General features: G+C 68.3%; 25 protein-coding genes. 13 read left to right on the forward strand and 12 right to left on the reverse strand.

The features are described 5' to 3' along the window. Nucleotides 1-95: 95 nt before the first annotated feature. Together EV385_RS09380 and EV385_RS09385 are read left to right on the forward strand one after the other, a co-directional pair. Nucleotides 96-1,166 carry a saccharopine dehydrogenase family protein gene (locus tag EV385_RS09380; RefSeq protein ID WP_130509116.1) on the forward strand — a complete coding sequence of 357 codons (1,071 nt, stop codon included), beginning with the start codon at nucleotides 96-98 and terminating at the stop codon, nucleotides 1,164-1,166. Beyond that, complete coding sequence (locus EV385_RS09385; protein ID WP_130509117.1) at nucleotides 1,163-1,777, forward strand: TetR/AcrR family transcriptional regulator; 615 nt, start codon at nucleotides 1,163-1,165, stop codon at nucleotides 1,775-1,777. The genes EV385_RS09380 and EV385_RS09385 overlap by 4 nt, the downstream gene beginning before the upstream one ends. A gap of 253 nt (nucleotides 1,778-2,030) precedes the next feature. Here the strand turns inward: EV385_RS09385 and EV385_RS09395 are convergent, their stop codons facing one another. After that, nucleotides 2,031-3,329, reverse strand: coding sequence for a nucleotide sugar dehydrogenase (locus tag EV385_RS09395; RefSeq protein WP_130509118.1), 1,299 nt, complete (start codon nucleotides 3,327-3,329; stop codon nucleotides 2,031-2,033). A gap of 113 nt (nucleotides 3,330-3,442) precedes the next feature. Then, on the reverse strand, nucleotides 3,443-5,077 hold the full coding sequence (locus tag EV385_RS09400; protein WP_423203031.1) for a polysaccharide biosynthesis protein: 1,635 nt from the start codon (nucleotides 5,075-5,077) through the stop codon (nucleotides 3,443-3,445). A gap of 483 nt (nucleotides 5,078-5,560) precedes the next feature. Here EV385_RS09400 and EV385_RS09405 point away from each other — a divergent pair, with 483 nt between their 5' ends. After that, entirely contained in the window at nucleotides 5,561-7,162 is a 1,602-nt protein-coding gene (locus tag EV385_RS09405; RefSeq protein ID WP_130509119.1) for a tyrosine-protein kinase domain-containing protein, read from the forward strand. Here EV385_RS09405 and EV385_RS09410 read toward each other — a convergent pair. After that, the gene (locus EV385_RS09410) at nucleotides 7,146-7,769 is read right to left on the reverse strand and encodes an arsenate reductase/protein-tyrosine-phosphatase family protein (RefSeq protein WP_130509120.1); all 624 of its coding nucleotides are present in this window, start codon (nucleotides 7,767-7,769) and stop codon (nucleotides 7,146-7,148) included. The two genes, EV385_RS09405 and EV385_RS09410, sit on opposite strands and share 17 nt — an antisense overlap. A gap of 101 nt (nucleotides 7,770-7,870) precedes the next feature. Here EV385_RS09410 and EV385_RS09415 point away from each other — a divergent pair, with 101 nt between their 5' ends. From EV385_RS09415 to EV385_RS09425, 3 genes are read left to right on the forward strand one after another with little or no spacing between them, the layout of a single operon-like run. Then, nucleotides 7,871-9,004 (forward strand): DegT/DnrJ/EryC1/StrS family aminotransferase, encoded by a 1,134-nt coding sequence (locus EV385_RS09415; protein ID WP_242624795.1) that lies wholly within the window; start codon nucleotides 7,871-7,873, stop codon nucleotides 9,002-9,004. Continuing rightward, entirely contained in the window at nucleotides 9,001-9,639 is a 639-nt protein-coding gene (locus tag EV385_RS09420; protein WP_165449431.1) for a sugar transferase, read from the forward strand. The genes EV385_RS09415 and EV385_RS09420 overlap by 4 nt, the downstream gene beginning before the upstream one ends. Further along, nucleotides 9,632-10,273, forward strand: a complete 642-nt coding sequence (locus EV385_RS09425; protein ID WP_130509121.1) for an acetyltransferase — start codon at nucleotides 9,632-9,634, stop codon at nucleotides 10,271-10,273. The genes EV385_RS09420 and EV385_RS09425 overlap by 8 nt, the downstream gene beginning before the upstream one ends. 899 nt (nucleotides 10,274-11,172) lie before the next feature. Here the strand turns inward: EV385_RS09425 and EV385_RS09435 are convergent. Next, nucleotides 11,173-11,967, reverse strand: coding sequence for a lipopolysaccharide biosynthesis protein (locus tag EV385_RS09435; RefSeq protein ID WP_130509122.1), 795 nt, complete (start codon nucleotides 11,965-11,967; stop codon nucleotides 11,173-11,175). A 569-nt stretch (nucleotides 11,968-12,536) separates the two neighbouring features. Here EV385_RS09435 and EV385_RS09440 point away from each other — a divergent pair. After that, nucleotides 12,537-13,688 carry a glycosyltransferase gene (locus EV385_RS09440; protein WP_130509123.1) on the forward strand — a complete coding sequence of 384 codons (1,152 nt, stop codon included), beginning with the start codon at nucleotides 12,537-12,539 and terminating at the stop codon, nucleotides 13,686-13,688. On the opposite strand, the gene EV385_RS09445 is transcribed toward EV385_RS09440, so the two are convergent. The 5 genes from EV385_RS09445 to EV385_RS09465 all read right to left on the reverse strand — a co-directional run bounded on the left by EV385_RS09445 (nucleotide 13,660) and on the right by EV385_RS09465 (nucleotide 19,563). Beyond that, complete coding sequence (locus EV385_RS09445; protein WP_165449432.1) at nucleotides 13,660-14,796, reverse strand: O-antigen ligase family protein; 1,137 nt, start codon at nucleotides 14,794-14,796, stop codon at nucleotides 13,660-13,662. The genes EV385_RS09440 and EV385_RS09445 overlap by 29 nt on opposite strands. Nucleotides 14,797-15,075: 279 nt before the next feature. Then, nucleotides 15,076-16,200, reverse strand: a complete 1,125-nt coding sequence (wecB, locus tag EV385_RS09450) for a non-hydrolyzing UDP-N-acetylglucosamine 2-epimerase (RefSeq protein WP_130509125.1) — start codon at nucleotides 16,198-16,200, stop codon at nucleotides 15,076-15,078. Next, nucleotides 16,197-17,435, reverse strand: coding sequence for a glycosyltransferase family 4 protein (locus EV385_RS09455; RefSeq protein WP_130509126.1), 1,239 nt, complete (start codon nucleotides 17,433-17,435; stop codon nucleotides 16,197-16,199). The genes wecB and EV385_RS09455 overlap by 4 nt, the downstream gene beginning before the upstream one ends. Then, entirely contained in the window at nucleotides 17,435-18,514 is a 1,080-nt protein-coding gene (locus EV385_RS09460) for a polysaccharide biosynthesis C-terminal domain-containing protein (RefSeq protein ID WP_130509127.1), read from the reverse strand. Before EV385_RS09460 ends, EV385_RS09455 begins: the two co-directional genes overlap by 1 nt. Continuing rightward, on the reverse strand, nucleotides 18,514-19,563 hold the full coding sequence (locus tag EV385_RS09465; RefSeq protein WP_278044971.1) for a polysaccharide biosynthesis protein: 1,050 nt from the start codon (nucleotides 19,561-19,563) through the stop codon (nucleotides 18,514-18,516). The genes EV385_RS09460 and EV385_RS09465 overlap by 1 nt, the downstream gene beginning before the upstream one ends. A 308-nt stretch (nucleotides 19,564-19,871) precedes the next feature. On the opposite strand from EV385_RS09465, the gene EV385_RS09470 reads away from it, so the two are divergent. The 6 genes from EV385_RS09470 (at nucleotide 19,872) to EV385_RS09495 (ending at nucleotide 25,445) form a co-directional block, all read left to right on the forward strand. Then, nucleotides 19,872-21,794 carry a DUF4012 domain-containing protein gene (locus tag EV385_RS09470; protein WP_130509128.1) on the forward strand — a complete coding sequence of 641 codons (1,923 nt, stop codon included), beginning with the start codon at nucleotides 19,872-19,874 and terminating at the stop codon, nucleotides 21,792-21,794. Between the two features lie 70 nt (nucleotides 21,795-21,864). Next, entirely contained in the window at nucleotides 21,865-22,500 is a 636-nt protein-coding gene (locus EV385_RS09475; RefSeq protein WP_130509129.1) for a hypothetical protein, read from the forward strand. Nucleotides 22,501-23,018: 518 nt separating this feature from the next. Then, complete coding sequence (locus EV385_RS09480; protein ID WP_130509130.1) at nucleotides 23,019-23,519, forward strand: hypothetical protein; 501 nt, start codon at nucleotides 23,019-23,021, stop codon at nucleotides 23,517-23,519. 83 nt (nucleotides 23,520-23,602) lie between these two features. Then, the gene (locus EV385_RS09485) at nucleotides 23,603-24,103 is read left to right on the forward strand and encodes a hypothetical protein (protein ID WP_130509131.1); all 501 of its coding nucleotides are present in this window, start codon (nucleotides 23,603-23,605) and stop codon (nucleotides 24,101-24,103) included. 17 nt (nucleotides 24,104-24,120) lie between these two features. Next, nucleotides 24,121-24,594, forward strand: coding sequence for a hypothetical protein (locus EV385_RS09490; RefSeq protein WP_130509132.1), 474 nt, complete (start codon nucleotides 24,121-24,123; stop codon nucleotides 24,592-24,594). Between the two features lie 65 nt (nucleotides 24,595-24,659). Further along, complete coding sequence (locus tag EV385_RS09495) at nucleotides 24,660-25,445, forward strand: hypothetical protein (RefSeq protein WP_130509133.1); 786 nt, start codon at nucleotides 24,660-24,662, stop codon at nucleotides 25,443-25,445. 43 nt (nucleotides 25,446-25,488) lie between these two features. On the opposite strand, the gene EV385_RS09500 is transcribed toward EV385_RS09495, so the two are convergent. From EV385_RS09500 to EV385_RS09510, 3 genes are all read right to left on the reverse strand, one after another. Beyond that, nucleotides 25,489-25,839: a hypothetical protein gene (locus EV385_RS09500; RefSeq protein ID WP_130509134.1), complete on the reverse strand. Its 351-nt coding sequence runs from the start codon at nucleotides 25,837-25,839 to the stop codon at nucleotides 25,489-25,491. Nucleotides 25,840-25,941: 102 nt separating this feature from the next. Then, nucleotides 25,942-26,244: a hypothetical protein gene (locus EV385_RS09505; protein WP_130509135.1), complete on the reverse strand. Its 303-nt coding sequence runs from the start codon at nucleotides 26,242-26,244 to the stop codon at nucleotides 25,942-25,944. A 125-nt stretch (nucleotides 26,245-26,369) separates the two neighbouring features. Then, nucleotides 26,370-26,633 carry a hypothetical protein gene (locus EV385_RS09510; RefSeq protein ID WP_130509136.1) on the reverse strand — a complete coding sequence of 88 codons (264 nt, stop codon included), beginning with the start codon at nucleotides 26,631-26,633 and terminating at the stop codon, nucleotides 26,370-26,372. Nucleotides 26,634-26,703: the final 70 nt, after the last annotated feature.

The raw sequence follows: 26,703 nt of genomic DNA on the forward strand, positions 1-26,703 counted from the left end.
CGTGGGGAGAGCCGCCTCCGTTTGCGGTTCCTGACACGTTCCTTACCGACACCCTCAGCTGGCGCTTCTAGGTCAGGTGACCTAATGTGTGGTTCATGCTGACATTCGATCCACACGGGCCGGTGCTGCTCGCCGGCGGATACGGCGTGGTGGGCCGCGAACTCACCGCGCTGCTGCGCCGCCACCACGGGCAGTGGCCTCTCGTCCTGACTGGGCGCCACCCCGAACGCGCCGGGGCCACCGAGCCCGGCGTCACCGTCCTGCGGTGGGATCTGGACTCGGCCGTGGTGCCCGACGTCGCTGTGCGGGCGGTCGTGACCGTGGCAAACGACAACACCGACACGGCGATGCGGGCCTGCCTGGCCGCCGCTATCCCGTATGTCGACGTGACGCGCTGGACGGCCCGGCTGCAGCGGGCGCTCGCGGTGGTCGCCGCCCAGCCGGGCGGCGCCTGCGTGATGCTCTCCTCCGGCTGGATGGGCGGGTTGGTTCCCCGCCTCGCCGGGCACCTCGGCGGACTCGTCGGCGGCGCCGTGGACGTGGACGTCGCGGTGCGCTACGACACCGCCGACCGCTCCGGTGCCGACTCGGTGGACTTCATGGACCGCCTCGGCCTCGATTTCGAGGCGGGCGCCACCGGTGCCGAGCGCACCGTGACGCCCCTGACCGATGTGCGTCGAGTGGCGATCGGCGCCGACCTGGTCAAGGTCGCCCGGATCGACACTCCGGAACAGTTCACCCTGCCGCTGACCCTCGGCCTCCGGCAGGCGGTCACCAGGCTCGGATTCAGCGACGGCTCGGCGACGGCCGGCCTGCTGGCGCTGCGCCGGCTCGGCTTCTTCCGGATCGCGACCGGCGAGCGCCTGCGCGGGCTGCGGCGGGCGCTGCTGCACCGCCCCGGCTCCGGCGGCGAGGCGCGACTGCGCGTCGACGTCGCCGGCCGTGAGGGCGCCGTCGCCGCTACGGTCCGGGATCCCGCGGGCCAGGCGCATCTCACCGCGGTCGGTGCGCTGCTGTCGCTGCGCGACGCCCTCAACCCAGATGCCAGCGCCGGTGTCGCCTTCCCCGAACTGGCCGCCACGCCGGACCTGCTCGCCGACCTGCGGATGCTGGGCGTCGACGTGGACGCGGAGTTCGCCACCCACAACACCGAGCGGGCGGCATGAGCCAGCGCCGCCCCGGCACGCCCGGCACCGCAAAGGGCCTGGCGCGGCGCCACGCGCTGCTCGACCACGCCGCCCGGATCCTGGTCGAGCACGGCCATGCCGCGCTCACCGTACGGTCGGTCGCCGCCGCTGCCGGCATCAGCCTGGGCAACCTGCAGTACTACTTCCGCACTCGCGCCGACCTGGTCACCGCCCTGCTCGACCGGCATCTCAGCGCCGCGTCCGACCGGATCAGCGCCCCGCTGTCCGCGCCGGCGGACCCGCACGCGGCCATCGACATGCTGCTCGCTGAGCAGTGCGACCGCGACATCGCCGCGGTGTTCTACGAACTCTGGGCGATGGCCGCACACGACCCAGCCGTGGCGCAGGCGGTGCGCGGCTTCTACGACCGTTATCTCACCGCGGTCGCCGAGCTGATCAGCACCGTCGCGCCGAACGTGCCCGCCAGCACTGCGCACGCACGGGCGCGAGTCTTCGTCGGCCTGCTCGAGGGAATGTCGCTGCTTCGCTCCGGACTGATCGCAGACGCCGACGGCCGCAGCGACGCACTGGTGCGCCGCCTGGCAGGCACCCTGTTGACCGACAACAGCCGCCACGACGGCGAAACCTGAGTGGCTGTCTTTACTCCGGCTTCGTCAGGCGGCAACGGGAGACCCCGAGCCAGTTGATGCGGTGCCCGAAGATGCCCACCTCGGGCCAGGCAGGGTTGTCACGGGGGCGGCGAGCGCCGAGGTTGAGGTCCGTCGGATCGGTGAGGTGGAACCGGCGAAGGATGGACTGTGGCAGTAGGTAGGGGATCACCCTCGGACATGGCGCCTTGCACGCGGGAAGACCCACGCGGTGCCATGTCCGAGGGGCCGGTGCTCAGAGCACGCTGCGGTGTGTCAGCTCCCCCAGCCGATACGTCGTGTCCAGCACCGCCGGAACGGCACTCAGCCAGGAGACATCCGCCCCGGGATGCACGGTATGGACGATGACCAGGTCCCAGTCCGTCGAACCCGGCTCCACGACCGAGGTCAACTCGACGCCTGCCACCCGTACCGTGTCGACCAGCTCGTCGGTGAACCAGACCCGGGCACCGGCGCGGCGCAGCCGCTCGATGATTTCCAGAGCGGGCGACTCGCGGACGTCGGCGACCCCGGGCTTGTAGGCCACCCCACGGATCAGCACCCGCGCGCCCACGATGCACGTCTCCCGTTCCGCCAGCACCTCGACGGCGCGCTGCACCACCTTGGTGGGCCGCCCAGCGACGAGGGTCATCGCGGTCTCGATCAGCGGCGAGCTGACCCGGTCGCCGCGCAACTGCCACAGCAGATAGTGCGGGTCGCACGGGATGCAGTGCCCGCCGACGCCGGGGCCCGGAAAGAACGGCATGAATCCGTACGGTTTGGTGGCCGCCGCCGTGATGACCTCGGTGATGTCGAGGCCCAGGCCGCGGCTGATGTCCGCGAACTCGTTGGCCATCGAGATGTTCACCGCGCGGAACGTGTTCTCGTACAGTTTGGTCATCTCGGCGGCCTCGACGCTGCTGACCGCGTGCACGGAGCCCGCGCAGTGCTCCAGCAGCGCGGCGGTCCGCTTCACGCATTCCGACGTGACGCCACCGACGACGCGCGGCACCTGCTGTTGCACGTGGCGGTCGTTGCCGGGGTCGATGCGTTCCGGCGCGAACGCCACGAAGATGTCGACACCGACCTCGAAGCCGCGCTCCCGCAGCGGCCCGACGAGCAGGTCGCGGGTGCAACCCACGTACGTTGTGGAGGTCAGCACGAGGGTCTGGCCGGGCACGGCATGTTCCACCGCGGTCCGGCAGGCCGCCCGCAGGGCCGTGAGATCGGGCGCGAGGTGCTCGTCGATCGGCGTCGGCACACAGACGAGTACGGTCTCCGCCTCCGGCAGCCGGCCCGCCTCGCTGGTCAGCACGAAGGATCCGTCGTCCGGGCCGGTCGTGAGCGCGGATGCCAGCCGCTGGCGGTCGGCGGCCAGCAGGTCCGCCCGGCCCGCACGGATGTCGGCGATGCGGGCCTCGCTGACATCGAGGCCGAGCACACGCAGGCCGCTGTCGTGCAGGGCGAGCGCGGTGGGCAGGCCGACGTAGCCCAGGCCGACGACGGCGGTGTCGTACGCGAAGGAGGCGTCCGCCACCGCGCGCTGGACCGGCATGCTGCTGTGAAGCCGATTCGCGTGGTGCGCACGCATATCAACGATTCGTCCGGTGGAGCGCATGTCTGCTCAACTCTCCCGAGGCGGTTGCGCTGTGGTCCGAAGGTGCATCTCTATGCGGCGTTCGGACCCAGGGTCATGACGATCTCTCGAGAGCGGTCGGCGGAGGAGACCTGGCGGGTGATCCGCGCCTCGGCCCTCGTGGCATCACACAGCACGGCCAGTTCCTTGACGACCTGGCCGTTCTCCGCGTACGGAGCGAGCACGCGAACGTCGGCGGGATCCAACGGGGGAACCGCCACATGTGAGATCAGCGGGTGCAGCGGGCGGGCATCCTGTTCACCCTCGCCGAAGAGTTCCTCGTGCAACTTCTCGCCGGGCCGCAGCCCGGTGAACACGATCTCGACCGGCGTGTCGGCCTGCTCCGCCATCTGCTTGGCGACCTGCGCGATGCGCACCGGCTGACCCATTTCGAGCACCAGTGCCTCGCCGTCGCGGCCGATCGCGGCGGCCTGGATGACCAGCTGCACCGCCTCCTGGACGGTCATGAAGTACCGGGTGACGTCCGGATCGGTGACCGTGATCGGTCCGCCCGCGGCGATCTGCGCCGCGAACGCGGTGAGAACCGATCCCCTGCTGCCCAGGACGTTGCCGAACCGGACACTGAGGAACGTGCCGTCGCTGGTCGTGCTGGCGTGTGCGGTGAGCCGCTCGGTGATCCGCTTGGAATAGCCCAGCACGCTGCTCGGGTTGGCGGCCTTGTCGGTGGAGATGTTGACGAACCGCTCCACCCCCGCCGCGGCGGCGGCCTCCAGCACGGTCTGGGTGCCCCAGACGTTGCTCTTGACCGCCTCGCCCGGATGGGTCTCCAGCAGCGGCAGATGCTTCAACGCCGCCGCGTGGAACACGACCTCGGGACGGCGCTCCTCGAACAGCGCCTTGATTCCCTCGGTGTCGCGCAGGTCGGCGAGGATGAGGTCCGGGCTGTCCAGCAGCGCGCGGCCGCGCAGCGAGAGCTGCACCGCGTGCAGGGCGGACTCGTCGCGGTCGAGCATCATGAGCTGAGCGGGTTCGAAACGGTCGAGCTGGCGGCACAGTTCCGAGCCGATCGAGCCGCCGGCGCCGGTGACCAGCACCCGCTTGCCCTTGAGATAGCCGGCGATCGCTTCCAGGTCGGTGTCGATCTGGTGCCGTCCCAGCAGGTCGCTCACCTTCACGTCTCGCACGTCCGACGCCCGAACGCGGCCGTCCAGCAACTCGCTCACGGACGGCACCACCTTGAAGCTGGCTCCGGCGCCCAGTGTGAGGCCGCGGATGTGCCGGATCAGCGAGCCGTCGGCGTTGGCCACCGCGAAGATGAGCGTCCGGGCGCCGGTGCTGGTCAGCGCGTCCGGGATGTTTTCCCGGGCGCCGAGGACGGGTACGCCGCTGACCTGCAGGTGGCGCTTGGCCGGGTCGTCGTCGAGCAGCCCGACCGGCACGTACTGGCCGCTCGGGTCCTGCAACAGCGAGCGGAGCAGACGCTGCCCGGCCGCGCCCGCACCGAACAGAAGAACCGGCGTGGCCTGCGCGGCATCGGGCCGGAGCCGGCGCTCGGTCTGCAGGCGGCGCAGGTAGCGCACGCCGAGCATCACCACGAGCGCGACCGGACCGCCCAGCAACGGGGCGCTCAGCGGCATCGGCCGTCCGGGCACCAGCAGGTCGACCACGGAAAGGACCACGACCACCGCGAGAACGGTGGTGGACACCGCGCGCACCTCCTCGAAGGTGCCGAAGCCATAACGGCCGCGATAAAGGTACTGCTGGTGGCCAATTGCCGTCTGTAAGGTAATGGCGCACGCGATAGCGACCAGGGTCGCCAACATGGGTGACGCCGCGGGGTCAAGGTCGTATCGCGCGAGGATTGCGGCCAGTAGACCAAACGCCCAAGCGCTCGCGTCGATCAACCATGGACCGAGTGTACGAGGTCGCTGAACTGGGCTTTTGCGCCGCTGGATCATCGCTGCAAAATTCATGCGTCCTCTTCTGGGTGATTCTTAGACATCCATCGGAGTTTTTGCGCTGCAGACCATCATCAAACGCGCTATGGGGCGTTGTCCCTGTCGAGCCCCGCTGCGCGACGGGCTCGACAGGGACAACGCGCAAAACCAAGCGACACACATGCGCAGTTCGGCCAGTCCGAACTGACCGAATGGCGGATACCGGGACGTACATTACGAGGAGGCTCCTTAATGGACCTGCGCGATTATCTGCGCGCGATCCGCAAGCGTTGGTGGCTGGTGGTGGGGACAACCACCGTCGCCGTCGGTGTCGCCATCACGATCACCTTGCTAACCCCGCCCAAGTACGCGGCCTCCGCGAGCTTCTTCGTCAGCACGCGGGGAACCGCCGTGTCCGACGCATACCAGGGCGGTCTGTTCTCCCAGCAACGGGTGAAGTCGTACGTCGACGTACTCACTAGCAACCGGCTCGCTCAGTCGATCGTGGCCACCGGGCAGACTGACCTGTCGGCCGAAGCGGTGCAGTCGGAGATCACCGCACAGGTCGTTCCCGACACCGTCCTGGTACGGGCGACGGTCACGGACGAGAACCGGGCACGGGCGCTGCAGCTCGCCCAGATCCTCTCGGTTCAGTTCCCGCTGCTGATCGAGAAGCTGGAAACGCCGCCTGGCGCGAAGGTCGCCACCGTTGGAGTAAAGGTGATCGCCGAGCCGAAACTGGCTGACGCTCCGGTCTCTCCCCAGCCCGTACGCAATGTCGGCCTCGGGATCGTCGTGGGGCTCCTCATCGGGATCGGGTTCGCAGCGCTGCGCGAGTCGCTGGACAGCACCATCCGCTCGCCGGAGGCGCTGAACAAGGCCACGTCAGCGCCGGTGCTCAGCGCCATCCCGTTCGACGGCAAGGCGGAAAAGTCGCCGCTGATCACCGAGGGCAGTGCGCAGTCGACCCGGGCCGAGGCCTTGCGGCAGCTGCGGACGAATCTGCAGTTCGTCAATGTGGACCGACCTTTGCGCAGCCTCGTCGTCAGCAGCGCACTTCCCGGCGAGGGCAAGTCCAGCACGGTTTGCAACCTCGGCATCGCGTTCGCCGAGGCCGGCAAGCGCGTCCTGCTCATCGACGCGGACCTGCGCCGCCCACGGCTAGCACAGTATCTCGACCTCGAAGGAGCGGTCGGACTCACCAACGTCCTAGCCGGTCAGGCGAACGTCCGCGACGTCGTGCAGTCGTGGGGTGGCAGCGGCCTGTGGGTGTTGCCCAGCGGGTACGTGCCGCCGAATCCGAGCGAGCTGCTCGGCTCGGGCAACATGGCGGATCTGCTGACCAGCCTCGGCAGCGCCTTCGATGTCGTCATCATCGACACACCTCCGCTGCTGCCGGTGACCGACGCGGCCGTAATGGCCACCCTCGCCGACGGGTGCATCCTGGTCTCCCGGCACGCCAAGACAACAACCGCCCAGGCGGGGTCGGCGGCCGGCGCGCTGACCGCGGTCGGCGCCCGGCTACTCGGGTGTGTGCTCAACATGACGCCCAGGAAGGGTGGCGGCACGTACGCGTACTACAGCTACGGCCCCTCCGAAGAGGACCTGGCCCCCGCCGTCCCGCTGCATGCACCGGTCATCCCTGCCAAGCGCAACCTGGGCAAGCTGCCGGCACCTCCAAAGCCGCTCGAGGCCGCCCCGGCCATGGGACGGGCGCCGGCCCGCCCGGCCCGGCACAGCCGATCCGGGGCCGACGCTCCCACTACCGAGATCCGGCTGCCGCACACCCACCAGCCGTCGACGGGACGTGAGGGCGGCCTGATGTCGATGTCGACGCTCAGGATCCGGCGATGACTTCGCCGGATCCGCGTCGCGGTGCCGCGATGGCGCCGACGACCGCGCCGAACGACTGCCAAATTTCGGCCGCGCAGTCGCGGAACGCCTCGATCGGCCGGTTCACGGGGTCCGGCAGGTCGTCCTCGGCGGCCGTGACTGCGGGCACCAGGTGCCGGGTGTCGTGCACTCGGTCGATGAGTACGTGCAGGCGCCGTGGCACCGGCCCAGCCACAAGGTCGGGCGTGGGCCGGACCGCAGCGACCAGCCGGGTGAACTGGCGAAGCGTGAAGGTGCGGCGAAGTGCGCTGGGCGCCAGCGACACGCAGTTGGCCCGCTGTTCCCGCCCCGCCGTGAGCACCAGATCAGCGTTCGCCACCATCGACTCCCGCAGCCGCCGGCTGGTGAACCCGCCCGCGTCAATACCGCATTCTGCCAGCACAGCGGCGCTGCCCTCGTGCATCGCGGGAGCTTCGAACGCGTGGGTGCCCGCGCTGGACACCAGTACCGCCCGGGCCGCTGGGCCGAACGCGTCCTGCAGTGCCCGCCGGGCCAGGCGCTCCGCCAACGGCGACCGGCACAGGTTGGCATGGCACACGAACAGAATTTCGAACCGGTCGTCGTCCACCTTGCTCACTCCTCATCTGGCGCCGCTGTGCGCCCCTCACTTGGCCGCCCGCGCCGCGGCCCCGACTACCGGGCCAACGGGCCTCGGAAGGATGCGTCACGTTGACAGATCAGATCCTGTTATCCCCACCTGACGTCGGCGTCCTGGAGGAGACATACCTCGTCGAGGCACTGCGCTCCGGCTGGGTGGCCCCAGCCGGACCCTCGGTCACCGCATTCGAGCAGGAAATCGCCGAACGCTGCGGGGTAGCCCACGCGGTTGCCACCAGCTCCGGCACGGCCGCCCTGCACCTGGCCCTGATGGCGCTCGGCGTCGGCACTGGTGACCTGGTCGCCGTACCCACCCTCACCTTCGCCGCCACCGCGAACGCGGTCGCGTACACCGGAGCCGAGCCGGTCTTCGTGGACGTGGACCCGCACACCGGCAACATCGATCCCGAACTGCTGGCGACGTTGTGCACCGAGCTGGAACGTACGGGACGGCGGCTGGGCGCCGTACTCCCGGTCGATCTGTACGGCCGCTGCGCCGACTACGACGAGCTGCTGCCATTGTGTGACCGGTACGGCGTGCCGGTGATCGAGGACGCCGCCGAGGCACTGGGTTCCACCTATCGTGGTCGTCCGGCCGGATCGCTCGGGCGTGCCGCGGTGCTGTCGTTCAACGGCAACAAAATCATGACGACGTCCGGTGGCGGCATGCTGCTGTCGGACGACGCGGCCCTGGCCGACCGGTGCCGCTACCTGTCCACCCAGGCGCGGCAGCCGGTCGCCCACTACGAACACGTCGACATCGGGTACAACTACCGGCTCAGTAACCTGCTGGCCGCGCTCGGACGCGCTCAGCTGCAACGCCTCGACGGAATGATCGCCCGCCGCCGGACGCTCCGCGACGGCTACGCCAAGCTGTTCGCCGCGACCGACGGTGTACGCCTGCTCGGCGCCGACGATGCCGGGGCCAACTGTTGGCTCACCAGCATCGTGGTGGACCCGACCCGGACCGGGTGGACCGCCGCGGACCTGGCGGGCCACCTCACCGGGACGAGCATCGAGACGAGACCAGTCTTCAAGCCCATGCACCTGCAACCCGTGTTCGCCGGCGCCCGCACCACACTCAGCGGGGTGGCTCAGCAACTCTTCGAACAGGGCCTCACTCTGCCCAGCGGCTCCGCGCTCACCGATCCCGCGGTGCGAAAGGTCATCGACAGCATCACGGGTTTCCTGGAGGGGCGCAGATGAGGCGGGCCACCGACATCACCCAGCGAGTGGTCGACGTCTGCGTGGCACTCACCGTGCTCGCGGCCCTCTCCCCGGTCATGCTGGTCGTGGCCGTACTCGTCCGCGTGAGACTCGGCAGCCCGATCCTGTTCCGCCAGCCGCGCCCCGGCCGGTACGGGGTTCCGTTCACCCTGGTCAAGTTCCGCACCATGCTCGACGTGGATCCGCAGCGTGGCCTGGTCACCGACGACGACCGGATGACGCCGTTCGGCCGGCTGCTGCGCAGCACCAGCCTGGACGAGCTGCCGACCATGTGGAACGTCCTGCGCGGGCAGATGAGCCTCGTCGGGCCCCGGCCCATGCTGATGCGCTACCTAGACCGGTACACCCCGGAGCAGCACCGCCGGCATCTCGTGCGTCCCGGCGTCACGGGGCTGGCCCAGGTGCACGGCCGCAACGCGTTGAGCTGGGAGGAGAAGTTCGCCCTGGATGTGCTGTACGTGGACCACCGGTCCATCGTCCTCAACGCCCGGATCTGCGCCGCGACGCTGGTCACCGTGCTGCGCCGCGAGGGCATCTCGGCCGCGGGGACCGCGACCATGCCAGAGTTCATGGGAAGCGGGCCACAGGTCGACGGACGGTCGGGCAATGCCTGAACCTCTCGTCATCATCGGATGCGGCGGCCATGGCCGGGAGGTCTTCGGAATCGTTTCGGCGATTAACGAAGCCAATGGGGACAAAGTTTGGAGAGTCTCCGGTTTCGTCGACGATCAGCCCAGTGATGCTGATCTGCGGCTGATCCGGCGCCTCGGAGCCGACCATCTGGGACCCGTCGCCGCACTCGCCGAGCTAGAGGCTCGATACGTAATCGGAGTCGGCGATCCGCGCGTACGTGCACGCATCGCCGACCGAATTGACCCGTTCTCACTCCCGGCTGCGACGCTGATCCACCCTAACTCAAGCACCGGATTGGACAACCGCTTTGGAGCCGGAGTCGTGCTCTTCGCTGGCGCACGAGTCACAACAAATGTGACACTCGGGCGGCACGTTCACCTAAACCAGAACGCTACGGTCGGTCACGACTCTGATCTTGGGGACTGCACTCAGGTGAATCCACTAGGCGCCGTCTCCGGCTCGTGTCGTATCGGGTCCACCGTACTCATCGGCACAACGGCCGCCGTCATACAGGGAATTCGAGTCGGATCTCGGGCGATCGTCGGTGCGGGGGCCTGCGTCGTACGTGACGTTCCGGAAGGGGCAACGGTGAAGGGCGTGCCTGCACGACCCTGAGGCAAATGCCATGCTTTCGTCGCTACTGGAGCCGTCGAGTACAAGAACTCCTGACTCTTGTGGTTCGGAGGCGGCGCCGGAAGATGAGGGGGCAGCCGAGCTTGGGTGGAAATTCGTGGATGTCGTCGCGGACCTCCTAGCGGATGCGAAGACCGCGGAACCAGTGCAGCGGCACGAAAGTCTGCTCGACGACCCAGCGAAACCGGCCCTGCCCGGAGCGAGCCCGGAGCCGTGTGCTCGGTGCCGCGGGGCGCGATGACCGCGGTGATGCCTAGCTCGCGGACCTGCCCGGTCCTGACATGGTCGTAGCTGCGGTCGGCGTAAACCATGCGAGCCCGCTGGCGGGGTCGTCCGCGTTCGCGCTAGGGGACTCCGGTCGGTCTTGGGCCGCCCTTGAGCGCCCGAATGTGGCTAGAGTCGACCACGGCCCGCGACATGTCCAGCCTGCACCTCTGCCAGCAGAATCTCATGTAGCCGTCACCAGACACCGGCGTTGTTCCGGTCGCGCAGCTGCCGCCAGCACGTCATGCCGCAGCCGAAGCCGAGCTCGTCGGGTAGCCATTGCCTACGGATGCCGGTGTAAAGAACCAACTTATGCCGCACAGCACTTTGCGGCCATTGACTGGTAGACAACCAGGACCCGACCGGGGCCGGCGCTTCGGGGTCAACGGCTCAATTCCGGTCCGGAGGTCGTCGTCGACCAGCCAGGATTGAATCGCGCTTCCTCATGCCGTCCCAAACGAGCACACCAAAGGTCAGGTCAAACCGACGCACCGGTTAAGTTAGGAGTTTTGAGCGCCCGCGCTAAGCACCGTTCAACCTACCGGTCATCCCGGCTAGCACTAACGAGGGGCACCCCAGTCGGCGGACGGGCTTCGGGACCGGGCAAAGGACGTCGATCACGACCCGCCCCCATCGGTGCGGCTCGCTGCGAGGGCCACTGCGGTTGCGATTAGCGCCGCAATGCCGTACCCAACTATCGAGCCAATGGCCGCTCCTGCTGCTCCATGATCCGGAATGAGGATCAGATAGCCCGCTACCGAAGTAGTCATTGCAGTCATGTCCACGGCAACGACGGCGCGCGTCTTGCCCGATGCGACCGCCAACCCCACGCCAGCACGGGAGACCGCATACAGGGCGGCTGCAATGGCGAGGGGAAGGACAAGTGGAATGGCTGACCTGTATTGCTCGCCAAGTGCGGGCACGACTAGCGCCCGCACCACGAGAGTGACTGCCGCCGCAGTCGACAGGGAGAATGCGACGACTGCAGCAAGGGGCCGCCACCGGTTCAATTTTCCAGCGTCATGGGCACGCCGCCAAGCTGGAACGTGCGAGTCAACGTACGCCTGCACCGGCAGCGAAATCATCTCAGTGATCGTGGCGATGGTGCCGTAGATACCAAGTTGCCCGTATCCAGCCAAGGCAGGCAGCAGAAGGCGGTCGGAGCGCAACATCACCATACCGGCCACCATCGAAAGGCTCAGGCGTAACCCCACCCTGCGGGTCTCGCCCAGGCTATTGGGTGCAGCATCCCGATCCGGGCGGCCCGCAACCAGGAACGGCACAAGCAGGCATAGGCCATACGCGATCAACCAGACGGTCGGTGCTCCAATTCCTGCGGCCAGGAAGATTACGGAGAGAAAGGCAAGCGCGCCCTGCCCAGAAACCGTCGCGATCAGGAACGACCTACTCACCCCCGAAGCCGCGGCAGCGCTGCGCACAACCGATCCGAGTGCGGACCCGGCCGCTAGGAGCGCTGTCAACGCGGTCGGCAATGCTTCAGCGCTACCCTGCGACGCCAGCCACAGCGCGACCAGACTGCACCCTCCGACACACGCGATGAGGCCTGGGCGCATGAGCCTTCGTAAGTCCCGAAGGGCAGTGCCCAGAGTAGGGTTCGAAACAACAATGGCCGGATAGGAGCGGTCAACGCCAGCTAGCAGCGCCACACCCGCAATGACACCGACTTGCAAGTACAATGCGATCTGGCCCCGCCCCTCGGGCCCGAGAGTGCGCGCCGACAGGACATTGACCACCAGCGCGCCAGCGCCAGTAGCCAACTGCGCGGCGAAGAAGCTAGCCGCTACCCGCCGCGGCGCGGACCGCCCCGGAGGTGGGGCCGCTGGGGTTCTTTGCGTGTGACCTTCCAACCGAGACTGCACAACGGTTCAACGGGGCATCGGTGTGTGACGACACGTCGTCCCCCCTCGGCAGTTGAGTCGTTAATTCATCGGTAGAGCTTCCTAGATGTATCGGAGCTACAGTGTCCCGTGAACCGGCCAAGTTTCACGTCCTCGCAATGTCACAGTACTTCGAGCCTGGCTTCAAGGCAGGCGGCCCGATCAGGTCGGTGGCCCGCATCGTCGACACGATCCCGCAGGAGGTGAAGCTGACCCTGGTAACCTCGGACCGGGACCTTGGCGACCCTGCGCCGTATTCCGGGTTATCAGGCGCTCGGATACAGCGAGGCCCGGCAACCGTCCACTACGTCGATGCGGCAAACCGACGGCAGCGGCAGGTACTCGCAGACAGGCTGCGCGAGGGGAATTTCGATCTCCTTTATGTGAACAGTTTGTTCAATCCGCGCTTTTCGATCATGCCCGTCCTCGCCGCCCGAACAGGAGGAATCACGGCGAGCAAGATCCTCATCGCACCGCGAGGGGAGCTGTCTCAGGGCGCCTTGTCATTGAAGTCTGGCAAGAAGGCCGCATTCCTGAAGATCTGGCTTCGGTTTCTACATGGCCTGGACGTGACCTGGCATGCGACATCACAGCTCGAGGCCGCCGACATCCGCTCCGTTTGGCCGAATTCCCGCATCGAGGTGTGCCACGACCAGGGCGACTTGCCGAGTGAATGTCTTTGCGCGATCCGGCCGCAAGACACGCCCCGCCTCCTATTCTTGTCCCGGATATCCCGAATGAAGAACCTTGACCTTGCCTTGACCGCGCTGCAGGGCATCGATTGCCGCGTCGAACTCGATATCTACGGACCGGTCGAGGACGAGCCATACTGGCGGCGATGCCAGGACATCATCGCCACTCTGCCGCCCGCCGTGCGGGCTACCTACCGCGGCGCTCTGCCATACACAGCGGTTCGAAGCACGATGGCCGGCTACGACGCGCTTGTGCTGCCAACGCTAGGGGAGAACTTCGGCCATGTAATCGCTGAGTCATTATCGGCGTCATGCCCGGTGATCTGCTCGGACCAGACATCGTGGACTCAAGTTCTCCAGGGCGGTGGCGGTGCCGTCGCGAAGTTGACGATCGAGAGTTTCCGCAAGGCCGTTGAAAATACAGTCAATGCTACCGTTGACCAAAGGTGGGAAGCCAAGCGAGCAGCTGGTGCGGCATATATGCGCTGGAAGTCAAAGGCCGATAGCCGCAATATTATCGCGCATGTGCTAGGGCTGGCGTAGCTGCATCGTGGATGGCGTGGGTGGTTGCCGCAGCCGCAGCCACCCAGAATACCACCGGATAGGCTTGACCTGTGCCGAGCATCGCGGATTCGGTAAATTGCATGACCAGGCCGGCAATCAGGCACCAAGCAAGGCCAGACGTACGACCCTGCGCACTGCACTTCCATGCGGCGATCAGGCAAGCTACAACAAGGGCCAGGATAGCCGCAATGCCGATAGCACCTGTCTCCAGGAGCCACTGGAGGTAGCTGTTATGGACGACATCACGACCGAATGCCAGGTCACCCGACGCCCGTAACTGCTCGAAAAGGCGAGGCCCGGCTGAGTAGCCCCAGCCCGTCACGGGCCGCTGTTGGATAAGCCCCGCCGTCTCCGCCCACGCAGCAGTTCGTCCGTTGAGCACCCCACCGCCCTCACGAGATTCAAATCTATCGGCGATTGAATTAAGCAGCTGGGACGACAATACAAGCCCGACGACGCCTGAAGCATAGCCGAGTCCGATCAGAACAGTGCCAGCGGCTGTGGCCGAGAACGCGACGCGCGGACCCCGACGTAGCAACGCGAGAAGCGCTCCGCCTGCAATTGCAAGCATCGCGGTCCGAGACTGCGACATCAACACAGAAAATATTGCGGGAACTAGCCCTAAAAGGTAGGAGACCTTGCGGTAATGCAGCCACAGGTGCCATCCAATCGGAATGGTAGGGACGCCGAGAACGGCCAGCATGTTTGGATTTCCCGCGAGGCCCTGATATCGCAACTCGACAAGCTGAAAGCCGTTGAAACCAGCCACCGATTGAGTTCCTGGCAAACCAATCGCGCGCCCCACGAAGCCGAGCGCAAAGAAGGCGATAAGCACCCAGTATGCAACAGCTAGATCCCCCTCAATGAAGCGCTTGTTGGTCCATCGCCTCGACAACACTGCGTGGATTGTCCCAGCGAGCACCGCCAGCGCTGCCGACTGCTGCAGGGTCAAGATTGGGTCAACGGACCATAGAGAGCTCAATGCCCCGGTTGCAACTGCCAACCACATGCCGAGAACAAGGAAGCGCGATGATCGCGTCATCATTTTGATGTTAATGACCCTGGCCCGGTGCCCCTGGTAAGTCACAACGGCCAGTATTAGCAGCGCAGCATACCTTGGATAGTAGCTGGTAGAGACGAGTACTGGCTGCGACGAGGCTGCGCAAAGCATCAATGCGATCGTGACGGCATAGATAATTCGCCAGACGCGTGGTCGCGGCACGGAAGCACCTCAGTCCACCGGACTCGAACGTCGGAACATGGAGGGTCATGCCAGTCCGGTGAACACGACCACTTTAGAACACATGCGTCGATCTAGAATTGGCGGCGGATCGCACACTCGAGGCCGGAAGGCGCGCAAAATTCTCTAGACACGGATTCCGGCCCATTGATGGTGAGCTCGAGCGGTTGAGCTGATGAACGTGACGACCCGCCGAGACGTATCAGCGACGCGGTAGTCGGCAGGACAGAGAGGTGAGGCCATGTTGTTTCGATCAGACACGATAGAAATGCCGGCAAGGACACCAGCGGCGTCCAGTCCCGACATCACTATGGAACCGGTATCCAATGCCTCTGGCCGCTCAATCGAGTCTCTCAAGGTAACTGCGGGGAACCGCAGGATCGCCGCTTCCTCGCTTATCGTGCCGCTGTCGGACAAGGTGCACCGAGCTTCCATTTGGAGATGTACGTAGTCCAGCAACCCGAACGGTTCATGGAAGACGATCCCTTCCAGCGTCGACGGGTCGTCGACGCGCTGTTCCAGCCGCTTGCGCGTCCGCGGGTGAGTCGACACCAGCACCGGCAGCCCCCACTGGTCGCGCACCGCCCGCAGGCAGTCCAGCAGCCGACCGAGCCGCCCCGGGTCGTCGACGTTCTCCTCCCGGTGCGCGCTGACCAGGAAGTACCCGCCCGGCTCAAGCTCCAGGCGGCGCAGCACCGTACTGGCGTCAATCTTCGGCCGGTAATGCTCAAGGACCTCGCGCATCGGTGAGCCGGTGTGCAGAATCCGGCGCGGGTGCAGCCCTTCGGCCAGCAGGTTGCGGCGGGCGTGTTCGGTGTAGACGAGGTTGAAGTCGCTGACGTGGTCGACCATGCGCCGGTTGGTCTCCTCCGGCACGTTTTGGTCGAAGCACCGGTTGCCGGCCTCCATGTGGTAGACCGGCACCTTCATCCGCCGCGCCATCAGCGCCGCGATGCAGCTGTTCGTGTCGCCGAGCACCAGAAACGCGTCAGGCCGCTCCTCGATGATGGCCTGCTCGACCCCCGCGAGGACCCCTCCGAGCACCGTGCCCAGTGATGCCGTGTCCACGCCGAGGAAGCGGTCCGGCTTGCGTAGCTCCAGCTCGTCGAAGAAGACGTCGCTGAGCATCGGGTCCCAGTTCTGGCCCGTGTGCACCAGGACGTGATCGACGGTGCGGTCGAGGCGGCTGATGACGCGGGACAACCGGATAATCTCCGGCCGGGTACCCACAACCGTCATGACCTTGGTCATTGGTCTCCTTCTCGGGTGGCGGCCGCGATGAGCAGGTCCTCGAGCTGATCGACGCCCGCGGTTCGTGACATCCGGGCCTGGTAGAGGTGCTGGGCGCGGCGGGCCATCTCCCGGCGTTCCTCGGCGGGCACCTTCGCGGCCTGCCGGAACCGGTCGGCCAGCAGCCGCCAGTCGTCGGGCGGGCACGCCAGACCGACGCCGTTCTCCTCGACGAGGGTGGCGCAGTCGCCGGGGACGGACACCAGCACGGGCGCGCCGCAGGCAAGGGCGCCCTGCAGTTTGGAGGGGATGGTGCCTCGGAAGATGGGCATGTCGCGCAGGGTCACGAGCTGGTAGTCGGCGGCGGCGGTGAGGGCCGCCATGTCCGTGGCCGGGCGGCGGCCGAGGAACCGTACGTTGGTCGCGCCCAGTTCGTCGGCGAGCCGGCGGGCCGGTTCCTCCGCGATGCCCGAACCGACCAGCACGAGGTCGACGTCCTCCGCGGTGGCCGCGGCGGCGCGCACGGATGCCTCGATGTTCTGGAAGGGGCCCATCGTGCCGGCGTACATGATGGTGGTTTTCCCACGGTGGCCGATCTCGCGGCGAGCGGCCGCGGCGTCGGGCACGGGATGGAAGAGCGATTCGTCGGCCCAGTTGAGGATCGTGCGGACCCGCTCCGGTTTGGCGCCCCGCGCGATCACGAGGTCGCGCATGGAGGGCGCGATGACCGCGATGCCCGCGGACATCCGGTAGACGCGACGCATCATCGCGTGCAGCGACCGCTCGATGAGCCGCCCGGCGACGCCCTGGGGAGCCATGCCGGACGACGTCACGGATTCGGGCCAGACGTCCTGGACGTGGATGACCGCGGGGACCCGGCACAGCAGTCGCAGCAGCGCGGGAGCGGCGAAGACGGTGGCCGGGGTCAGGTAGACGTAGACCACGTCGACGCCGCTCAGGTAGCGCGGGGCGGCCAGCGCGCTGGTGGCGGCGAAGGACAGGTAGTTGGCGGCCCGGTGCAGCCCGGATCCGTCGTGGCTGGGGTACAGCGGAACACGGCGGGTGGTGATACCCGCAGTCCGCGACACGTGCCTCCACCGTTGGCGGAAGCCGGGATACAGCCTGCCGTCGGGATAGTTGGGGAAACCGGTGAGGACCCGGACCTCGTGCCCACGGGCGGCGAGGTCTTCGGCGAGGTTGCTGGGGATGGGCGCGGGCTCCGGATGGAACCACTGCGAGACGATCCCGATTCGCATCACACCGCCTCGGGATACGTGTCCGGATGCGCGGGGTCGAAGAGGTCGTTGGCCCAGAACAGCGTGGTGAGTTCCCCGGCGCCGACGTTGGTGATGTTGTGCGCCCACATCGCGGGCATGTCGACCAGGGCGGGCTCGTCCCCGGTGACCCGGAACGTGACCACGTCGTCGTGCAGCACCCGCCGCATCCGGATCTCGGCCTCGCCGCTGACCACCACGAAGCGTTCCACCTTGGCGAGGTGAAAATGCTGTCCGCGGGTTACCCCGGGGACCGTGGAGGAGCAGAACGTCTGCCCTCCCCCGCTGTGCACCTTCACCGCCTCGACCAGCGCGCCGCGCTGGTCTGCGTGGCGGGGCAGCGGCACGGCCGCAGGGGCCAGATGCGATCGGTACGTGTTGAACAGCCGCACGTCGAAGCGGTCCGGCAGCGCCGGTATCTCGCCGCGGCGGTAGGTCTCGGCGTAGTCGGTGAGTTGCTCCGCGAGCTGCCGCACCGACCGCCGGGCGGTGCCCGGCGCGTCCTCGCCGAGCAGCAGGGCGGCGGCGTCGGTGGCGTGCAGCAGGTCGAGCTCGCGGTCACTGTCCACCCGCGGCTGGCCGCCTTCGGCGAGGATCCGGGAGAAGGTGGCGATGACGGAGTTGTAGTGCGGGCGACCGTGCTCGCCGAACAGGTTCGGCAACAGGATGTCGTCGAACTGCGAGCCGAGCCACCGGGTCGTCTCGGCCAGCAGCACCGCGGCGGCTGCCTTGCCGTCGCCGTACGGCGTACCGTTCCCGGCCTGCACCGAGTTGGCGAAGACGATCCGCTTCGGCGGGGTGTTGCAGGCGCGCAGCCCGGCGCAGAGGTTCCGCGCGAGCGCCACGTTGCCGTCGGCGACGTCCGTGGGCTCGCCCCGGTTGATCCCGGCCACGTGCACGACCCGGTCGACGCCGTTCATCAGCCCGGCCAGGCGTTCCGGGCTCGCCAGATCGTCGCGGCCGATGAGGACGGGTTCGGGCAGGCCCAGTGCCCGGGCCAGCACGCGAACGTGCCAGCCGAGGAAGCCACCGGCTCCGGTGAGCGCGAGCGTGCCGGACATCAGGCGTCCACCAGGTCCGAGGAACGTCCCGCGGCGGCGAGCTGGACGCGCACCTCAGGCAAGGCCAGCAGCACCTTCTCCACCTCGGGCACGGTCAGCCGCGGTGCGTTGGCGGAGTTGAAATCGAAGATTGTCTCGCGTTCGGTCTCGCCCTGGTCGACGTAGAGGGCGTAGTTGAGGTCACGGCTGTCGATGGGGACCCGGAAGAAGTCGCCGAAGTCCTGTGCGTGTTCCAGTTCCTCGCGGCTGGCCAGCGTCTCGGCCATCTTCTCGCCGTGCCGGATGCCCAAGATGTTCATCTTGGCGGGCACCCCGAACAGATTGCACAGAGCGGCGCCGAGGTCGGCCACCGTACACGCGGAGGCCTTGCGGATGAACACATCGCCGGGCTGCGCGTGGGTGAACGCGTGCTCGACCAGTTCGACCGACTCCTCGAGGGACATGAGGAAGCGGGTCATCGCGGGCTCGGTCACCGTGATCGGCTGCCCGGCGCGGATCTGCTCGATGAACAGCGGGATCACCGATCCGCGCGAGTACATGACATTGCCGTAGCGCACGCACGAGACGTTGGTCGCGGCATCGGGGTTGTTGCGGGCGTGCGCCTGGGCAACCTTCTCCATCAGCGCCTTGCTCATGCCCATGGCGTTGATCGGCTGCACCGCCTTGTCCGTGCTGAGCAGCACGGCGGACCGCACACCGTTGCGCTCGCACGCCTCGATGACGTTGGCGCTGCCGAGCACGTTGGTACGGATCGCCTCGAGCGGAAAGAACTCACACGAGGGCACCTGCTTGAGCGCCGCAGCGTGGAAGACGTAGTCCACCCCGACGGCCGCCTTGGTCACCGAGTCGAGGTCCCGGACGTCGCCGACGTAGAACCGAACCCGCTCGTCGCGCATCCGGCGTCGCATGTCGTCCTGCTTGGCCTCGTCGCGGCTGAGGACCCGCACCTCCGCCGCCCCGGCGTTGAGCAGTCGGGCGACCATGGTCTGGCCGAACGATCCGGTGCCGCCGGTGATGAGGAAACGTTGGTCCTGGAGGGTGGGCAACAAGAAGGTTCCTCCCGTTCACCCGCTGTTCAGCAGGCATCGCTGGGAAACGATCGATTCACCGACGACCAACGACGCCCCGCCCCCGGGGTATCGGACAGTCCTCGAAGGAGTCGGTACGCCACACCCACGACGGCAAATTCACCGCGTCGGGGTAGGCCGAACATCCCCGGGGCGGCTACGCCCGTTAGTCAATAAAGGTGGGTGTTTCGGTTAGTCCGCTATGCACTGTATTGCGCGGATCATCCATATGTCGTATTCAACACATGACGCGTCTTGCGCGCGCCGTCGTCCGTAGGGATTCATTTGCCGTGGAGCACGAAGGTCAGCAAGGCCAGGAGCCTCAAACGCCGCCGGCCGGCCCCGCCCGATACGCCTTCACCCCACCGGAGGCCCCGCCCAAGATCGAGTTCAAAAGGGTACGGCGGGCGCCCGGCAAACCACCCGAGAAGCCAGAACGCGGCGGGTTCAAGCTCCAACGCTGGCACCTGCTGACCGCTACAGGCCTCGTCCTGGCACTGATCATGTCGCTGGGCTGGGTCGGCGTGGACGGCTGGCGCGCCAAGGGTCACCTGCAGATCGCCGCCGGTCTCTTCGTCCAGCTGCAACAGCAGGTCCAGCGCGGCGACGTTTCGGCGGCCCGGGGCACCCTGGCCGCGCTGCAGAGCGAGACTAAGGCCGCCCGCGAATCCACCGGCGGCTTCGGCTGGACCCTCACCGGCCACCTCCCCCTCATCGGCGACGACCTGCAGGCCGTGCGCACCGTCGCGTACGTGCTGGACGACCTGGCCGGAAACGGCCTGCCCGCCCTGCTCGACGTGGCCGCCGGGCTCGACCCGCACCGCCTCGCCCCGCGCAACGGCCGCATCGACCTGACCGCCCTCAACGCCGCCGCCCCGCGCATCGCCCGCGGCCTCGCGGTCATCCGCCGCGCCCAGGCCGGGGTCGCCGACATCGACACCACCAGCCTGGTCGACAAGCTCGCCGCGGCGGTCACCGAACTGCGCACCGGCCTGGCCGAGGCGGAACGCATCGTCGCCACCGCCGACCGCGCGGCGAAGCTGCTGCCGCCGATGCTGGGCGCCAACGGTCCCCGTACGTATCTCGTGCTTTTCCAGAACAACGCCGAGGTTCGCTCCACCGGCGGCATGCCGGGCGCCTACCTGGTCATCCACGCCGACGCGGGTGCCGTGACCATCACGGACCAGGGCACGGCCGCGAAGATCGGCACCTTCCCGACCCCGGTGCGAGCGCTCGGCGTCGACGAGGAAGGGCTGTACACCGAACGGCCCGCGATCTTTCCCGCCGACGTGAACCTCAGCCCGGACTTCCCGACCGCCGCCGAGCTGGCGCGCACCATGTACGCGAAACACTCCGGCATCGCGGTCGACGGCGTGCTGGCCACCGACCCGGTCGCCCTGTCCTACCTGCTGCGCGTCACCGGCCCGGTGCGCATGCCCACGGGTGAGTCGCTGAGTTCGGAGAACGCGGTCCGGCTGCTGCTCTCCGAGGTGTACGCGAAGTACCCCAACCCGTCGGCCCAGGACGCCTACTTCGCCGGTGCCGCGCGGGACATCTTCAACGCGCTGATCCGTGGCCAGGGCAACCCGAAGGGCATCATCACCGAGCTGTCCCGCGCCGCGGGTGAGCGCCGCCTGCTGATGTGGAGCGCCGACCGTGACGAGCAGGCCGCTCTCGCCGGAACGGTGCTCGAAGGGCGCCTGCCGAACAACGACGATGCCGCGCCGACCGTCGGGGTGTTCCTGAACGACGGCAGCGGCGGCAAGCTCAGCTACTACCTCACCCAGACGGCCGCGCTGAGCGGCGGCGAATGCACCGAGGACGGCACCCGCGAGCTGCACCTGAAGCTGACGCTGGGTTCCACCGCCCCTGGCGCGGGCCTGCCCTCCTATGTCACCGGCCTCGCGCTCTCCGGCGATCCCTACACCGTGCGGACCAATGCCATGGTCTTCAGTCCCATCGGTGGCGGCATCGTCGGCGTGACCCTCAACGGCAAGGAGGTGGAATTCGGCTCGGGCGTCGAGCGGAACCGCGGGGTCGCCGTGTTCACCGTGGATCTGGGGCCCGGATCCAGCCAGACGTTCGACGTGACTCTGCAGACAGCCGATCAGCCACGAGCGGCGGCGGGCACCATGCCCCGGCTGTGGACGACCCCCGGGGTACGGCCGTGGAAGACGACCGTCACCGCGGGCCCCGCATGCACCCGGACGTGAAACCGCAACGTCGACGTGAAGCGATCGTTCAGCGTTTGACCCCCTAATAGGGAAACCGAAAGGAGGAAACATGAGACGCTTCCGAGCGTCAGCACGGCTGGCGGCGCTCGTCGCGTCGCTGGCGATGGCCATGGGCATCACGCTGTTCGCCGGCGGGGCGGCATGGGCGACCCCGAGCGCACCCACCCGGGTGCCGCCCGGGTACTACCCACCGCCCCCGCCGGTGCTCACGGTGAACAAGGGCGTCGTGAAGATCCGCGTGAACGTGCGGGTCAGCGGCAAGAAGTTCACGAAGAAGGAAAGGGTGGTTGTCACCATCCGCTTCCTTCCGAAGGGCTCGCGCCACTGGAAGGTCGTGAAGACGACGACCTTCCGGGTCGACAAGAACGGCAAGTTCGCGTTCCACGTCCGGACCTCCAAGGCCGGAAAGATCTCGATCCAGGCCCTGGGCAAGACGTCCAAGAAGAAGGCGTCCGCGTCCATCTCGGTCATCGGCAAGCGCAAGGGTTCGGGCAGCATCGTCATCACACCTGCTGCCTTCTCCTCCGGCGTCACGAACGGCGGTACCCCCGCCCTGACGCCGGCGCACGAGTCGTCGGACACCGTGGGCCTGGCCATCGCCGGACTCGGCGCCATGGCGCTGGCCGGCAGTGTGGTCATCACCCGTAGGACGATCCGGCGCCGCAGGGCTTCCTCGGCCGCCTGATCAGATCGGAGACCGCCCTACCGCCGAGCCGGCGGTAGGGCGGTTCTTCGTGTGCGCTGACACGAACGGGTTAATCCGGAACGGCAGCCATCACCGATGCATCGGAACCCACCGGAGCACGTACGCCCGATCTCCGCACCGCCGCGAGCTGCGTTTTCCTAGCAAGACGCCGTGTCCGCCCCCTCGGGAGGGCGGCGCGACAACGACGCGCAGGAGCGGGGTGAGGGCGATGATGCGTACGACGGGACCGGCTCGGCGCACCGCGCCGTACATCCCTGACGCCGACGGCCCGATCCCGTCGCGTCCCTCCTGCGGGTTAACCCGGACAGGCCTCGCAAAGGGCATCATGCGCAAGCAACCGCGCACCTACGCCCGATCGCAGGTCTGCCCCCAGTCGGGGAATGTGGTGTGGCACCGAATCCGCCTCCACCGGATGGCGCCTCATCAGTTTCCCGCGCCCCGGGTCGTGGTCCCGACGACCCCGGGGCGCACCTAAGTTTCGCAGGAGGACCGCGCGCATGCGCCAGCTCAGCAGACGGACCACCGCCATCACCGTCACCACCCTGGTCGGCCTCTGTGCTGCCGGCGCGGCCTGGGCGGCCTGGAGCCTGACCGGTTCCGGCAACGCCCAGGCGAAGGCCGGCTCGGTGGTGGAGCTGAAGGTGACCAGCGCGGGCCTGCCCGCCACCGGCCTCACCCCGGGCAATACGACGGCCGTCCTGCTCACGGTGCAGAACAGGAACCAGTTCCCGGTACGGATCACCCACATCCGGCTCAGCGACATCGACTCGTCGGTGCCGGGCTGCGACGCCGGGGACAACGTGGACATCGTGAACTCCGCGCCGCTGCCCGCCGATCCGGCGAAGGTCACCGTGCCCGCCGGCAGCGACGACGCACCGGCCACCGCGAAGATCACTTGGGACGGCCCGCTGCACATGGTCGCCGACGCGGCGGATGCCTGCCAGGGCGCCCCGTTCACGTTCACGGTCAACCTCGACGCGGTCAGCGCGGCTTCCTGATGAGGGTGGCAGGCCGCAGCGGCCCCCCGGGCGGCACCGCCGCGCCCAGCGTGCCGGGGGCCGGTCAACCGGAGGCGAGAAGGATGGCGCGAGGAAGGCTCGATCGCCGCGGCAAGCTGATCCTCGGTGTCGCGGCCGCGGCCGCGGTCTTCGTGAACGCGGGCGCGGCCTGGGCGTACTGGAATCTCAGCGGCAGCGGCGACGCGGTGGCCGTCGCGGGCAGCGCGATCGAGCTGAAGCTCGAAGGCAAGTCCGACGACGTCCGGCCGCTCTACCCGGGCGGCACGACGAACCTCACCGTCACCGTGACCAACCAGAACAACTTCCCGGTACGGATCACCTCACTGTCGCCCGGCTCCGCCGACGTGACCGCCGACCGCGAGCACCGCAACGGCGGCTGCCGCACCACGGGCGTCGTCGTCGCGCAGGATGTGCTGCGGGTGTCCTGGGAGGTCCCGAAGAACACCATCGGCGTGTTCACCGTCCCCGACGGCGTCAAGATGACCAACGCCTCCGACAGCGCGTGCCAGGGCGCCACGTTCACCATCCCGGTGCGGGCGACCGGCGTCAGCAACGCTTCCTGAAACAGCGGAGTCCCCTCGTGCACCGGTGGCAGCGCATCACGGCCGCGGCGGCAGCCGTCGTGTCCGCGGCGGCCCTGGGCGTCGCGCTGCGCGACGACGACCCGGGCGCGCAGGCGATGACCCTCACGGCCGAGCAGACCTCCGGCGCGGAGCACTTCTCCTTCACCGTACGGGCGGCGCCCGTCGACGGCCTCGTCCCCGGCACGGACCGGCGGCTCGTGCTGACGCTGGACAACCCGTACGACTTCGATCTGCTCGTCACTGATCTGCGGGCCGCGCTCGTGGCGACCTCCCGCGCCGGCTGCGCGCCGGTGCCCGCGAACCTGGAGGTGCGCCGCTACACCGGCCCGCTTCCGGTGCGGGTGGACGCCGGGGACAGCCGGGAGGCGGGCACCGTTCCGCTGCACATGCCCAACACCGTGGTCGACGCCTGCCAGCGGGCCACGTTCACGATCGCGCTGGACGCCGCCGCCACCCGGGCCACCCCGTGAGCCACCGGCGCGGCCACACCGGCCGCGGATCGGCGGGCCGGCGCGGCCGTACGCGGCGCGGCCTCGTGCGCCAGCCGCTGATCGTGGTCGGCGCCGCGCTGGGCGTGGCCGCCACGGGCGGGGTGGCCGCGTTCGCCGGTTGGAGCGTCACCGTGCAACCGGCCACCTTCACCGTGTACGCGGCCCGGATCCCGCAGCCCGCCCCGCCGCGCGCCCGGGTGCACACCCCGCCGTGGATCGCGTGGCAGCCGCTCGCGCGTGGTGTCCCGGTCGACCGGTACGTCGTCACCCGGCACCTCGGCCCGGCCGCGCAGGTGGCCTGCGAGGTGCCCGCCACCGCCCGGCCGCGCTGCACGGACCGGCAGGCACCCGCCGGGTACCGGGCCACGTACACGGTCGCCGCCGCGTACGGGTCGCACTGGGTCAGTGTGGACAGTGGGCCGAGCGCGCCGGTGACCGTGCCCGGGGTGGGTGTACCCATCACCGTGAACGGGATCCAGCTGCGGCCCGGCCCCGACGGCACGCCCGTGGTGGTGGGCGGTGCCGACCCCAGCGCGGATCCCAGCCTGGTGGCCGGCACCACGATGAGCCCGCCCGCGCCCCCGGCCGGCCGCCCGCCCTCCCCGTCCGGCACCGTCGTCACCCCAGCGCCGAGGGTGTCCGCCTCCCCGGCGCCGGTCGTCAAGTCCACCGGCGACACCACGTCGGGCGGCGGGCCGGGCTCGGATCCCGGCGCGGCGTCCGCGCCGGCCACGGGTCCCTCACCCGACGCCACCTGTGGCTCGCGCTGTTCCGGCTCGCCGAGCCCCACGCCGCCGTCCGCCGCCGCGCCGCCACCCGCCAGCGACTGAGCACCGGGTCGGGGCCCGGTGCTCAGCGCCTGACGGGTCGGGCTCAGGCGGCCGAATGGCGTCCCCTCTGGTCGACCGGACGGTTCGGTCCGGCCGAGGGAATGCGCCGGCGACCGGAACCGACCGTACGCGTGCGGCCCGTTTCCATGAGCTTCACGACGGCCTTTCCGGACGCTTTCGACACCGCCTCGGCCGACCGTTCCCTGGTGGCTCGGTTCTGCATCGCCATGTCGAACAGTGAATGCGATGCGTGGTCGTATCCCTCGCGATAGGCCTGATCCCTTTCGAGACCGTTCTTGTACCACTGGTGAATTCGCCCCGAAGCGTATCCACTGGCGATGACGAACGCGAGGGCGAGCACGATGAGAATGGCATTGTTGCCGGGTGCGGTCATGCTGGTCGTTCTTTCCTGGGTCGGGACGGTGGAGCGACCGTCCAGCTCCCCCGGCGGGTCTGGGGCCGCGATGAGGACAGCGCGCGGCAGGAGACCCGCAGTTCAGAGCGTGCCGATGGGTCGTAGCCGGTAGGTGGTGGCCTCCCGGTTGTCGCCGCGGGACGGCCGGGCGGCGTCGATGGGGACGACGTCGGCCGGCCGGGACCGGTTCTGCGCGGCGCCACCGGATGAGCCGGTGCGGGTGGCGAGGCGGAATAGGGAATGCGACGCCTCGTCGTACCCGTCGCGATAAGCGGCTTCCCGCTCGCGACTGTGCCGGTACCACTCGTGGACCCGTCCCGCCGCGTACGCGGTCAAAATGACGAGAACCACGGAGAGCGCTACCTGGAGCACGATCGGTGTCATGTTCACGATCGTAGTGATTACAGAAATGCCGACCCATCGGCTTAACCAGCCGTTGTTCAAACCCCTAGGTCGGCGGACGAGTAGCTGATCATCCGAGGATCGGGCGGAACGGTTTCGCTTCGTTCTCAGGAGGCCCGCGCCCAGCCGTACCCGGCGACGGCGCCGCCGTCCGGATCGGCTGTGGACGGCTCGGCTCCCGGTGCCGGCAGCGCGCGAGTGGCCAGGTGGAACAGCGTGTGGGAAGCCTGGTCGTAGCCTTCCCGGTACGCCGTCTCCCGCTCGGCACCCTGCCGGTACCACTGGTGCACGCGCCCCGCCGCGTACGCGGTGAAGATGACGAACGCGACCGCGAGCGCCACCTGAAGCGCGGAGCTGCCTGCTGGAGTCATGATCTCCACCCTAGAAGTCGCGGGAGGGCCGATGCATCGGCCGCGCCGACACTCCCCCCGCCCACTGGTT

Origin of the sequence: Krasilnikovia cinnamomea (genome assembly GCF_004217545.1) — a bacterium.
Classification (GTDB): domain Bacteria; phylum Actinomycetota; class Actinomycetes; order Mycobacteriales; family Micromonosporaceae; genus Actinoplanes; species Actinoplanes cinnamomeus.